The sequence below is a fragment of the Bacillus songklensis genome (assembly GCF_042649685.1).
Classification (GTDB): Bacteria; Bacillota; Bacilli; order Bacillales; family Bacillaceae_H; genus Bacillus_BA; species Bacillus_BA songklensis.
Window position 1 is genome coordinate 523914 of record NZ_JBHRZT010000072.1, and the last position, 12799, is coordinate 536712.

General features: G+C 37.4%; 14 protein-coding genes and 1 pseudogene. 4 read left to right on the forward strand and 11 right to left on the reverse strand.

The genetic code is table 11. The features are described from left to right. Nucleotides 1–67 precede the first annotated feature (67 nt). The 4 genes from arsC to ACFOU2_RS21525 all read right to left on the reverse strand — a co-directional run bounded on the left by arsC (nt 68) and on the right by ACFOU2_RS21525 (nt 2475). Nucleotides 68–487 (reverse strand): arsenate reductase (thioredoxin), encoded by a 420-nt coding sequence (gene arsC, locus ACFOU2_RS21510; RefSeq protein ID WP_377918327.1) that lies wholly within the window; start codon nt 485–487, stop codon nt 68–70. A gap of 45 nt (nt 488–532) precedes the next feature. After that, on the reverse strand, nt 533–1828 hold the full coding sequence (locus ACFOU2_RS21515; RefSeq protein WP_377918328.1) for an arsenic transporter: 1296 nt from the start codon (nt 1826–1828) through the stop codon (nt 533–535). 15 nt (nt 1829–1843) lie between these two features. Further along, a complete protein-coding gene (locus ACFOU2_RS21520; RefSeq protein WP_377918329.1) occupies nt 1844–2191 on the reverse strand; it encodes an ArsR/SmtB family transcription factor in 348 nt (115 codons plus the stop codon). A gap of 134 nt (nt 2192–2325) precedes the next feature. Further along, nucleotides 2326–2475, reverse strand: a complete 150-nt coding sequence (locus ACFOU2_RS21525; protein ID WP_377918330.1) for a hypothetical protein — start codon at nt 2473–2475, stop codon at nt 2326–2328. Between the two features lie 234 nt (nt 2476–2709). Between ACFOU2_RS21525 and ACFOU2_RS21530 the strand changes: the two are divergent. From ACFOU2_RS21530 to ACFOU2_RS21540, 3 genes and pseudogenes are all read left to right on the forward strand, one after another. Further along, a pseudogene (locus tag ACFOU2_RS21530) lies at nt 2710–2823 on the forward strand (hypothetical protein); the annotation flags it as partial. 31 nt (nt 2824–2854) lie between these two features. Continuing rightward, nucleotides 2855–3052 (forward strand): hypothetical protein, encoded by a 198-nt coding sequence (locus ACFOU2_RS21535; protein ID WP_377918331.1) that lies wholly within the window; start codon nt 2855–2857, stop codon nt 3050–3052. Nucleotides 3053–3227: 175 nt separating this feature from the next. Next, nucleotides 3228–3392, forward strand: coding sequence for a hypothetical protein (locus ACFOU2_RS21540; protein ID WP_377918332.1), 165 nt, complete (start codon nt 3228–3230; stop codon nt 3390–3392). 167 nt (nt 3393–3559) lie between these two features. On the opposite strand, the gene ACFOU2_RS21545 is transcribed toward ACFOU2_RS21540, so the two are convergent. After that, on the reverse strand, nt 3560–4150 hold the full coding sequence (locus tag ACFOU2_RS21545) for an RNA-guided endonuclease TnpB family protein (RefSeq protein ID WP_377918333.1): 591 nt from the start codon (nt 4148–4150) through the stop codon (nt 3560–3562). 81 nt (nt 4151–4231) lie between these two features. Further along, nucleotides 4232–4678: a hypothetical protein gene (locus tag ACFOU2_RS21550; RefSeq protein ID WP_377918334.1), complete on the reverse strand. Its 447-nt coding sequence runs from the start codon at nt 4676–4678 to the stop codon at nt 4232–4234. Nucleotides 4679–4917: 239 nt separating this feature from the next. Here ACFOU2_RS21550 and speD point away from each other — a divergent pair, with 239 nt between their 5' ends. Then, nucleotides 4918–5748: an adenosylmethionine decarboxylase gene (speD, locus tag ACFOU2_RS21555; protein ID WP_377918335.1), complete on the forward strand. Its 831-nt coding sequence runs from the start codon at nt 4918–4920 to the stop codon at nt 5746–5748. 346 nt (nt 5749–6094) lie between these two features. On the opposite strand, the gene ACFOU2_RS21560 is transcribed toward speD, so the two are convergent. The 5 genes from ACFOU2_RS21560 to ACFOU2_RS21580 form a co-directional block, all read right to left on the reverse strand. After that, entirely contained in the window at nt 6095–6964 is an 870-nt protein-coding gene (locus ACFOU2_RS21560; protein ID WP_377918336.1) for an HAD family hydrolase, read from the reverse strand. A 269-nt stretch (nt 6965–7233) separates the two neighbouring features. After that, nucleotides 7234–9045, reverse strand: a complete 1812-nt coding sequence (locus ACFOU2_RS21565; RefSeq protein ID WP_377918337.1) for a bifunctional metallophosphatase/5'-nucleotidase — start codon at nt 9043–9045, stop codon at nt 7234–7236. Between the two features lie 672 nt (nt 9046–9717). Next, a complete protein-coding gene (locus ACFOU2_RS21570) occupies nt 9718–10548 on the reverse strand; it encodes an EamA family transporter (RefSeq protein WP_377918338.1) in 831 nt (276 codons plus the stop codon). A 266-nt stretch (nt 10549–10814) separates the two neighbouring features. Beyond that, complete coding sequence (locus ACFOU2_RS21575) at nt 10815–12032, reverse strand: MFS transporter (protein ID WP_377918339.1); 1218 nt, start codon at nt 12030–12032, stop codon at nt 10815–10817. Between the two features lie 97 nt (nt 12033–12129). After that, nucleotides 12130–12561, reverse strand: a complete 432-nt coding sequence (locus ACFOU2_RS21580) for a MarR family winged helix-turn-helix transcriptional regulator (protein WP_377918340.1) — start codon at nt 12559–12561, stop codon at nt 12130–12132. Nucleotides 12562–12799 lie beyond the last annotated feature (238 nt).

A 12799-nucleotide genomic window follows, 5' to 3' on the forward strand; every position in this document is an offset into this window, starting at 1 on the left:
TAGATCATTAAAAAAGACAAAGCCCCTTTGATGAACATGGACTTTGTCTTTTCGAATTTGTCAAAAGTTACTCGCCTGTTTCAGCAAATTTCTTGATACGATCACCAATTTCATCACGTACACGTTGGAAAAATGCCCATTTCTCTTCTTCTGTACCTTCTGATTTCGCAGGGTCATCAAATCCCCAATGTACGCGTTTAACGTGTGGAGGCGTTACCGGGCAGTGGTCTGCTGCATGTCCGCATAGTGTCACGACTAAGTGGGCATTGTTTAGGATTTCTGGGTCAATCACGTCAGATGTTTGATTAGAAATATCAATTCCTGCTTCTTTCATTGCTTTTACAGCATTTGGATTTAATCCGTGAGCTTCAAGTCCTGCACTCCGTACCTCCCACTCATCTCCAAGGTGTTTTTTTGCCCAACCTTCAGCCATTTGGCTGCGGCAAGAGTTACCTGTACATAAGAAGTAAATTGTTTTTTTCGCCATGTTGCATGTCTCCTTTTTTTTTTGAGGGTATAAGAATTAATGGATCTAGATAAACAACAACCACAAATATAAACCTAAAAGGGTAATAAACAGAGTTGGAAACGTTAAGATAATCCCTGTCTTAAAGTAGGTTCTCCAGGAGATTTTCACCCCTTTTAAGGATAGTACGTGTAACCATAACAGGGTTGCCAATGAACCAATTGGCGTAATTTTCGGTCCTAAGTCAGAACCAATCACATTTGCATAAATAAGCGCTTCTTTCATGGTACCTGTTGCATTCGTTGCATCGATAGCAAGTGCATCAATCATGACTGTAGGCATGTTATTCATAAGGGATGAAAGAATCGCAGCGATAAAGCCCATCGTCATGGTTCCCGCAAACAATCCTTGATCGATTCCCATTTGAATGATGTCAGCCAATACGTTTGTTAAACCTACGTTACGTAGTCCATATACCACTACATACATCCCGATCGAGAAGAAAACAATTGCCCAAGGTGCCCCTTTTAATACTTGTTTCGTATGGACAGCAGGGCTTCTTCTTGCCATTGATAGGAAGAAAATCGCGACAATGCCGGCTATGATGGATACGGGAATGTTGAAGAATTCACTTACAAAGTACCCAACCAATAATACGCCTAAAACAATCCAAGATAAACGGAACATTTTTTGATCCTGAATGGCATCGACCGGTTTTTTTAATTGGGCTAAATCATATTGCTTAGGAATGCTTTTTCTAAAAAATAAGTACAATACCGCAATACTTGCGACTAGTGAAAACAGGTCCGGCACAATCATACGAGAGGCATATTGCGAAAACTCGATTCCAAAAAAGTCTGCTGATACGATGTTAACCAAGTTACTGACCACTAACGGCAGTGAGGTTGTATCCGCAATAAATCCACTTGCAATTATAAATGGAAATACTTTTTTCTCATCGAAATTAAGAGCTCTCACCATCGCAAGCACGATCGGTGTGAGGATGAGCGCTGCTCCATCGTTTGCAAAGAATGCCGCCACAATGGCTCCCAAAACCGAGACATATACAAACATACGAATGCCATTTCCCTCGGCCGCTCTTGCCATATGTAAAGCAGCCCATTCGAAAAACCCGATTTCATCGAGGATTAAGGAAATAACGATAATCGCAATAAACGCTAACGTGGCATTCCATACGATTTGTGTTACGTCGAAAACATCTTGAAAGTCAACGACGCCCACAAGAAGTGCCAGTAACGCTCCCCCACAGGCAGACCAACCAATCGACAGGTTTCTCGGTTGCCAAATAACAAGAACGAGCGTCACTAAAAAAATCAATGATGCCAGTATGACTGATGTCAATGTTCAACCCTCCAATTAATCACACATAATACGTAATCCCTGTTGTTCAAGCTCTTTTATACGATCGTCTTGACTTGGAATATAATCGAGTAAACCTAGAACAAACTCATAATATTTGCTTTCTTTATTAATGGAATAGAAAATCCATTGTCCCTTACGAGTTTCTTTCACCAACTCTGCATCGCGCAGTTTACGTAAATGCTGGCTAATCGCTGGTTGGCTTGTCTTAAAGACTGCTACGAACTCACAGACACAGCAATCATGACTTTGTAACATTTTCATCATGGTTAATCTTGTTTTATCGCCCAGCAACTTTAAGGTTTGAGCTGCTTTATCCACTTCAACTGTTGCTTTTACCCTCATCCTCCGTGACACCTCCCATTTCTGTTATCATCATATAATAATTTACTTATATAAACAACTGCTTATAACCTTTTTCTGTTCATAGTATTTCTTATCTTTTCCAAACTATCGATCAAAAGGAAATTTCCACACCCTTAACAAGAATTGGTACCATGAACCTGGTAAGTCAAATAAGTCGCATCTTTTATGCCTGTTTCCAAGGTGGCGACCTGATTGACGATCCCTTCGTTATATATGGCTAGGCTGCTTGGCAAATCCCCTTTTACCGCTTTCCGAATTCTCATCATTCTTCCCTCTATGTATGATTAAACTGATTTTATCAATTTTTTTTGATGTAATTTGTTGCAATTTTTATTTTTTGGTATATACTGTTAATAAATCAAACATCTTTGATTTACATATATGTTTTACTACTTATATCTTTATAGCTGATTTTATTTTTCTTTGTTAAATCAAAAAAAGTTGATTTTTAAACCATTATTAAAAGGAGGCTGCCTATATGATGAAAGAACATGCCACAATTCAAACTGTGGTACCATTTAAAAGCAGATCTCATTAGAAAAGAAACTAGAGGGACTTGGAGCTACTATGAGTTAAATTTACTTCTGACACTATCTTTTTTGCTTCATTAATCAATATATCTTGATAAAGGGCGTGATTGTTATGATGTATGAATATGAATACGTTATCCTTATGAGCGAGAAACAAAAAGAAATAGAGCGACGTGCGTTGCATGCCTGGAGAGATGAGCACATTTACCGCCAAAAGAAAACACCCCTGTTCGAGCAACTAATAAGAGTGTTTCAAAAGAAAAAAGAAGATAACTTATCAGACGATGCATGTTGCTGTCCAACCTGCTAATTTAAAACAATAAACCGAAAAGGAGAAGATGGTCAAATGAGATATGCTCATGTAGGTATTCTGGATGCTTAATGGCCACATTCCTACCTGTGGGTTTTGTATGAGAGCTTTTGGCCTAATCTTCATGGTATAAATTCCCATTAATAGGGAACCTTAATGCAGGGAGGTGATCTACATGGAAAACCGTGATCGTACTTTTAAAACTGGGGAAAGTGTTTCCATAGCAGGTGAATACGAATCAGAAGCCGGAAAGAAGATGCAATACAAGGAGGGCGACTTATTCGAAGCATGTCCTGCTACCGGTAATAACACCAATTGGAGACGTTGTCTGGTACAATAGCTATTTCTGAAATCGGGAAGTCATTTGGCATCCCGATTTTTTTTATGAAGGCTCTGTCTGTTGATATTCGCCTATCAGCAACAAAATTCTCCAGCCGCAATAAAACTTTTCAAAAAAAGGAGTATCATATCAACTTTAAAGCTGAACATTGTCCATATATAAGGACTTTAATCGTAAACTTGAGTTCCTATCAGATTCCCACATTCACTGCATTCATAATTTTTTGTATAAGTGGGATGGGCATCTATAGAAAACACCATGTTAAACTCATCGTTTCCACAATCACAAATAACCTTATTGACCGTATATTCAAAATTATTGCCAAATATAACACCTCTGCCGCCGCATGAACATGTTTTAGAACTGGGGTAAAAGCGATGGACCATTCGCAGTTCCATTCCATGTTTCTTGCATTGGCACCTTAACCATTCTTTAAGGCGGTAGAAGTTTTGCTTGCGTACAGAATCAGACAAATGACGATTTTTCATCATTCCTTTCACGTTCAAGTCTTCCATCGTGATATACTTCGGCTTGGCTTTCACCAAGGCATGAACGACATCTCTAACATATTCCCTTCGAATGTTCGCTAATCGAACATGAAGCTTTTGAACATGGAACATTTGTTTCTGTACGTTTTTATAGCAGTCTCCACCTCCATTCTTTTTCGATTTGTATTGACGGCTTAATTTTCGCTGCTGCCGCTTTAATGATTTTTCCAATTTTTTCACTCTTTGTGAAATGTTTGATGATGACTGCATACAGCCTTACTATCTTCTGTTTTCAAATATATTGGTGCCCTCTACCCGCTCTGAGAAGAGTAAAACTCTTCTTTTGTTCATCTACTTCGAAAGTTGGTTTTCTACGTCCATTGTTATTTTTTCAATCATTTCATCTAGTTTTTCATTATCATACATTTCATCTAGCTCAAATTGACAATCCAAAACAAAATTAAGATTTTTCTCTTTGTACAGGAATTTATATTTGGAACTTATATGAGGTTTGCCTGTAGAAGGATTAACCTCGATTGAAAATTCACTGTCTAGTTCAGTTGCTAACTGCTCTTCTTTTAAGATGTTTTGGCTGAGTAAATAGTTATCCACTATACGTTCAATAACCATCGATAAAGCCATATTAATCGAATGGGCAATTTTATTTTCTTGATAGCGTGCCAAAACATCTTCGATTCTGTAAAGATTAATTCCGTTTTCATGTAAATAATCAAAAATTGAATGGAGAAATTCTTCGCGAAAATCATCAGTTGTGAAGTCGAGAATAGCTTCGTTCAATAAGATCACCCTTTTCAAATTGGTTTAGCTTTTGGATGTTTCAATGTTATTTTTTTACTTAAAGAAAAAAACATTCGAAAAAATGAACAAATAAATAAAAAGGGCCGGATAACCGTCTATTTTACTTAATGAATAGTATCTTTTTTTAAAAGTAAGGATGTTTTTTATTGGAAAGGATGGGTAACATAAAAATATTTAAGTATGAAATGATACTTCATCGGGAAAAGGGGAAATAAATTATGGAACTAACACCAAAGCAGCGTATTCAATTACATGGCTTTAATAATCTTACAAAATCATTAAGTTTTAATATGTATGACATTTGCTATACAAAAACAAAAGAAGAACGTGAAGCCTACATAGAGTACATAGATGAACAATACAATGCAGAGAGATTAACAAAGATTTTAAAAACTGTATCTGATATTATAGGCGCACACGTATTAAATGTCGCGAAACAGGATTACGTTCCACAAGGAGCGAGTGTGACCGTATTGGTTTCGGAGGGACCCGTGGTGGAAGTACCAACCGAATCGTTCGAAGAATCACCTGGCCCTCTTCCTGAAGCTGTTGTCATGGCATTGGATAAGAGTCATATCACGGTTCATACTTATCCCGAATACCATCCGAATGAAGGTATCAGTACGTTCAGAGCCGATATTGATGTGTCTACGTGCGGAGAAATTTCGCCACTTAAAGCACTAAATTATCTTATTCACTCGTTTGATACAGATATTATGACGATTGATTATCGCGTCCGAGGCTTTACCCGAGATATTAATGGACGCAAATTGTTTATCGATCACGATATTAGTTCCATCCAAAACTACATACCAGAAGATATGAAACGCTTATACGACATGATTGACGTGAATATCTATCAAGAAAATATTTTTCACACTAAATGCAAACTACGAGAATTCGACTTAGATAATTACTTATTCGGACATACAAAAAAAGAGATAAGTTCTGAAGAAATAGAAGAAATAACCAAAAAACTACACCATGAAATGGATGAAATATTTTACGGAAAAAATATTAATCATGGCTCAATAGAGGAAAATTACTAATTTTGCCAATAATGCGATGACAAGGTACCGTATTGCTGTTATAACACTATAAAGGTTAATAAATTATTCTTTCGCTAATTCACTTGATACCAACCATGGATAGCGAAATAAACGAACAAAAAGCCGATTTTTTCCTTGGCGCAGGAAAAATCGGCTAATCGATTGCTGCACAACAAAGAGGATGGCTCAAAAGACATGCCTTTTGAGCCATCCTCTTATTTCATTTCGATTTATGGCAACATCTAAGATAGATACTCCCAGAACCCCGACTGCAACGATTTTACCTGCATCTCGCAATCCTTGTTTCTAACGGTCCTCCGCCTAACGGAACGGACATAGTTTAGTGTCATATCACGGATATGACCTCTTGTGTTTTTATTAATTTTAAAAGATGACGCACTGCATAGGCAAATCCATCTTCATCATTTGTCTTTGTTATTAAATCAGCTTTTTGTTGAATATTCAGAGGGGCATTTCCCATCGCAACTGAAGTGGTTGCTACCTCGAATTGGGCGAGATCGTTACCCCCATCTCCGAAAGCAAAAATCTCTTCAAAAGATAGATTCATCATCTGTTGGTAACGCAATAAAGCCTTTCCTTTTTGCGCTTCGTTTGAAGTAATTTCTACGTTATTAGGAAAAGAAGAAGCCGTCGAAATATCAACTTTATCAGATAATGCCTTTTTTACTTCTTCAATTTTTTCTAGTTGCTCGTTATGGACCAAAGCAATTAGTTTATAGATTTTAAGGTTGTCTTTGTTTAGAATTTCATCGTAATCGTATTCTTGAAAAAGAGTATCCAGCTCTTCCTTACTCTTATGATGTAATGGAGGCAAAGTGGAAGGGAAACCGCCATAATTAGTATATACGAGAATTCCTACTCCCAATTTTTTTAAAACAGAAAATATTTCTTTATATGTAGAAATAGCTATAGTCGCCTCGTATAAAAGTTCTCCGGTTTTTGAGTATAAAACAGAACCATTTACACAAAAAATGGGCATTTCCATATTTTGTATAGCTTTGATTTTCACCACATCTGCATAGGCTCGACCTGTGTTTAAAATGATTTCATATCCTTCTTCTCGCAATTCTTTTAAGGCTTTCATATTTTCCTCGGATATTTCATGTCGAGAACTCAATAACGTACCATCTAAATCAATCGAAATACATTTCATCGTTTCATCCCAATCCCTTTCTTTTCTTTGCACTTTTGGCATTAGTACTACTTGACCAAATGAAATTTCACCTACATTGTTTTTATATTGCCTATCATAACGATCTTTTGTGTGGATTAAAAGCTAAGCGGCATCTTTAACCATAGTATCACACCTCCTCTTTTGCTATCATTAAAAAATTTGAGGTGACTGGTATTTTTTATTTTAATGTGGCTTTACTTTTACTGACTGGAGTATAGAGAAACTTGCTGAACGCAATCAAGGCTTCCGGGAAGGTCCGGAAGCCTTGTAAGGACAAGCATTTTTCCGAATTAGTATCGCACTTTGTTTATTCGTCCCTCGATCTCATAACTAAACGGCTTAGACAGATTTTCGATAAATCTTACCAGAGCATCGAGGTCCTTTGCTCCTGTCTCCCGGTTTGTTCCCTCTCTAAAGACCGTAAATCCGTCTCCTCCGCCGGCGATAAAGTTATTACCCGTAACGGTATAAGTTTTATTTTCATCCAATTCTGTTCCATCTTTTAAAAGGATATTTTGTACCTTTTGGCCGATAGGCTGATTGTCATCCCATGTATACGTCAAACCTGATATCTGCAGCATGTTTGTTCCTGTCGTTCTCCATTGCTGGTTAAGCAATTGCCGAATTTGCTTTCCGGTTAAATTCATTTTAATCAAATCGTTTCCGAACGGCTGAACCGTGTATAATTCTCCCCACGTAACATCCCCCTTATCGATATCAGCACGAATACCCCCAGGATTCATAAAAGCAAAATCAGTATTCATAGATGCTCTCTGGGCATCAGCGATTAAATTTCCTAATGCTGATTCACCGCTTTCATTTTGCTGTGCCGTTAGATTGTTTGCAGCCGGGCCAATTACCCGTTCTACCATCGGCCTCACTTGATCTTCAAACTGTTCGACCATTTGCGTAACTTTTGCATCTGGATCGATACCACCCTGGTAGACAGTCACAATTTCCGCCTTTTTTGCGGCAATATCTTTTGTTTTAGGATCAATCGCAATATCTACATCCGAGAATGCTGTTCCATAAGAGTATGATTGAACAAGTAATTTTCCGTCTACTACAGAGTTCAAGTGCGCATGGTTGTGCCCTCCGTAAATGATATCAACTTCATCATCAACTGAATTGGCAATCTCCACTACTTCTCCTGTTGGTTGTTCCCCGTTTACATTAGATGTTCCCGGATTGTGAGCTAACACGACAATGGCTCTTACTCCTGAATTTTTAAGTTCGGCTACTGATTTATTAATGGCTTCCGCTTCATCAGTAAATTTCAATCCCTGAACATTGCTTGGAATGACCAGGTTGGGAGTGTCAGTTGTTACAACTCCTATAAAACCAATTGGCATGCCATTGACTTTTACTACCTTATAAGGAGGAAGAATCGTTTTGCCGGTTTTTTCATTAACTACATTTGCCACAATCCACGGGAACGAAGATCCTTCAAAATCACCAGTCTTTTCATGTGTCCCTCCGTGGATAATACGCTGCAGCTCTTTTACACCTTTATCAAATTCGTGATTCCCTACTGTTCCAATATCAAAATTTAAGCTATTTAAAAATTTAATAGTCGGTTCATCCTGCAGCAATGCAGAAATGGGCGGACTTGCCCCAATCATATCGCCCACTTGAACCAATAATGTATTTTTATTCTGGCTTTCACGCTGTCTAAGGTAAGCGGCCAAATAATCTACCCGGCCAACCGGCTTTCCACCAACCTGGCGTGTAACATTCAGTTGCCCGTGTAAATCATTTATGCCAAGGAGCTGGATATGAATATAACGTTTGTCATTAAAAATGCTCCCCTTGCCATCTTCATCTCCAAGAATCTTCGGACCTTGGCCAGGACGTTTATCAATGTGTCCATGGTATCCCTGATCATTCATATTCTCTTTGTTTCCTGTTTTTTGCGGCTTGTCCCCATTTGAACCATTGTTGAGAATCCGAATGTTTCCGCCTTCCCGGTTTCCCCTATCGTTTTCCTGTAAAACTTGCCCTCCATTTCTATCATTGTTATTCGCTGCATTATTGTCCATATTGCAACCAACTGAGCTAAACAGCAAGGTGAACAAAGACCATGTGCGAAAAGCATTTCTCATATGGCAACCCCCATACTCGGATTTACACGAAATATTATCCGCTTAATATAAAATGCCTATTCAGGCCCATTTACAAAACTGTTTCATTCTCTAATTGCTCTTTCGAACGGACTGGAACTAAGAGAAATGCTCAACTATTCCAACAAGCTCAAGGACAAAACGGTGCTCAAATGGGTATGCAATTACAGGGCTTTGCACAAAGAGAACAAACTGCTGCCCAACAGTTGCAACAAATTCAGCAACTCGCTCAACAATGTGCCCAACAATTACAGCAGCAACAGACTTTCTAAAATCAAAGATATTGAAAATCCAAGAATGACCACAGCAACTAAAAGTCTTTCTTGATAAGAAAATCTTCGGTAAGCAAATACCTCCATTAGATCATAGTGTTAGATTATGATTGAAGGAGGTATTTCTTTGTCAAACCATCTCTTACAAATTTTTGGATTTTTTATCAAGTGAGCTTTTTTAGTTTAATACTAGTCGCTTCATGTAGCTTTTATAAAGGTGAAGCCATACTTCTTGAACACACTTATTTGGCATTTTAGCTGTACCAACAACTTAAAGGCTACCTACGTCAGTAGGCAGCCTAAGCCATATAGAAAAAAGGACAAGCCCCCCTTTACCACTACTACTTACAAGGGGGGCATTGTCCTTAAGTTAGAGAAGAGACTATATTTTTGTAAGGATAAGCCCAAGTAACGCAGAAAGAATGCCAAATACTTGATACATCCTTAATCTCTCTTTAAACATATAACAACCTGCAAGAACAACTACTAGACAGTTTAAACTAACAACAGGAAATACGATACTGGCCATTCCTGTCCGTAAAGCGTAAAAATAGCAGCTAAAACCCACTACACTCGATAGAGCAACAAAAGTACCAATTTTCACTTCACGCAATTGCGCTTTTTCTTTCCTGAACCAAACAGCTAGATAGATACTGCCGCCGCCGTACATTGCCACAAGCATATCTAAGGGAGTGATATGGAGATAAGAAGAAGTTTTCATTAGAATTCCAAGAATTCCAAAAGAAAGAACCGCAAGCATGATTCGAACAATCCACGGTACGTAGTTTATATTACCTTTTGAACCGGGTGTATACTGAATGACCATTGCAGAGCCCATCATACATAAAATCCCGATCCATTGAATGAGTGAGATGTGCTCATGAAAGATAAGCCCTGCAGCCAGGACAGGAAAGATAGCATTGGCTGCAATCAATGGTGAGGTCAAACTGGCCGGTCCCTTTTCAAAAGCCCGGGACATCTGAATATTTCCATTAGCATTTAATATACCGATAAGCGCACCTAGAAAAATAGAAATTAAATTAGGATGAAGAGCCTGCGTGACTACTCCATAACCGAGGGTTAATAAAAAAGCAATAGAATAAAAGAAAAATTGAATACTTACTTTCGACATTCCGTGTACGGTGCTCCACTTAAAAATGGTGTTGCTTAATCCAAAACTGATGGTCGTCATCAACGCTGCCAAAAGCCACATAAGCTGCCTTCTTTCTTTTCTTAAATATAGTTCTATTATAGAGATTAAAATACTTTAACCACTGAAACAGGCCCTATTTTCTGAATATCACCACTCATTGGGGCGATCACACGTATCGGTATCGATGGATAGTAGTTTTCGTTTGGACAATTCTTTTTATTATTTTATTATGAAGTGCCTAGAACTGATTATGATCTGAGTAGATTCTAGATAAAAGAGATGGTTCGTAATGAACTTTATTGTATAAAATATGATTAATTTTTATTCTAAAAGGTCTGATCTTTTGTTTGTTTTATCATTACCTGCTCTTTAATAAGAAAAATAATGATAGGTAATACTAAGATGGTTGATGTTGAGCATAGTATTCCAATTATTAAAAACCCGCCAAATGTTAAAAGGAAAGAGGAGAGTGCCGAAGCTGTCATCATTCCAATATACATTGCAGAACTGTTTAAAGACATAACAGTCCCTCTAACATTGGGATTTAATTCTGAAATAAGTACCGTAAGCGAGGATTGCCCCAATCCAATTGAAAAACTCCAAAAAACATGAGAAATCAGAGCTGCAATTATGTTATTCGTAAAAACAGCAAAGCTCAATACTCCCATAGAAGCTAAAATACTTGCAAATATAATAACAAACTTCTTACCTAAACGATCCGATAGTTTACCTCCAATTAAGTTTCCGATAACACTTCCCATACCAGCAGCAAAAATAATGATCCCAACTTCTCCTACAACTAAATGAAAGTTTTCCCTATAGTACACGCCAATATAAGAAAACATGCCATGAAGTCCCATAGTCCATAATAAAGTTGACAAAAGAGCAAAAAGGACAGAAACGGTTGAAAATGCTGCTTTAAATTGCCTTAAATAAGTTTTAAGAATAGAGCCGGATAGTTGATTTTTAGGTGGTATTCCGGGTATTTTAAGGGTCATAATCACGGTTAACACGAGAGCTAATATTCCTATACTATAGAAGGTTAATTGCCAGGTTCCAATTTGGGTAAAAATTGCACCAATTGGAACTCCAATAACCGTTGAACCAATCATAGCCCCCATTATCATCCCCATCGCCCTACCTCTCCGTTCATAAGCAAACAAATCACCAACCAATGCAAAAATACTTGGCATAATCATTGCCCCTGATAAACCAGTCAGGGCCCGGAAGATCAGCATTAAATAGAAATCATGGCTAATCCCAATTAAAAATGTCCCTAATGCAAATACAAGCATACCAGTAATAATCATCTTTTTTCTTCCCCATCTATCAGAAATTGGTCCAAATAAAGGGGCAAACAGCCCATAAAACAGTGCATAAGCAGTTATTAAAAGTCCACCTTTAGATGTTGAAATGGATGTTGCTGCCATCATTTCCGGAATTAACGGGGCAACCACTAATGAATCCAACCCTACAAAAAATGCACAAATCGAGAGAAAAAATAATAGAGATTTCCCTGCATTCTGCTTTGAATTTTCATTCATGATTCAGTCCTCCTTAAAAATAATTATTTCATATATGAAGTAATTAACCCCCAAAAAAAATAATTCATATATGAAATATATTTATATTAAAAAAAGCCTATTCCTTTGTTAGACTTTTTTCTAATTTATTTAGCAAAGCTGAAAGGGTTACCTGCTCTTCACATGTAAGACCAGCATAATTTTGTTTTAAAAAAGAATCATATAAGTCAAAAAGAGATTCTCGAAGGGTTTCGCCTTTCTTTGTTAAAAACACAAGAGTTTCACGTTGATCCTGAGGGTTTTTCGCAGTTTCCACTAATCCGTCTCGAACCATTCGTTTGATCAGTGTAGTCATATTACTTGGAACGCAACCGACAAGTTTGTACAGTTTGGTCATCGTGACTTTTTCATCACATGAAAGATTATTCAGTATGCCGAATTGAACAGGTGTAATCCCCTTGTTTTCAAGTAGCTGGGCAAAATTTTTCTGAGAAAGATTGTTCACATCTCGTATTGTTAAATAAATATTACGAAGTTTATCAAAATTCATAAATCCCTCACCTTTAAATACTTCATATATGAAATGATAAACAACATGTTAAAATTTGTCAATGGATAATCCGTGATTTTGATAAAATTAAAACTTTATTCAACATTATATTTAAGAAGAAAATGGGTCTTTAACAAAGCCATCCCGTAAAGAAAGAGGAAACCCAACCTTCCTCTTTCTTCTAAGTGAAAATGAGTCTTGATATGGAATGGTACGGTGGTCATGATGATCTTTCATA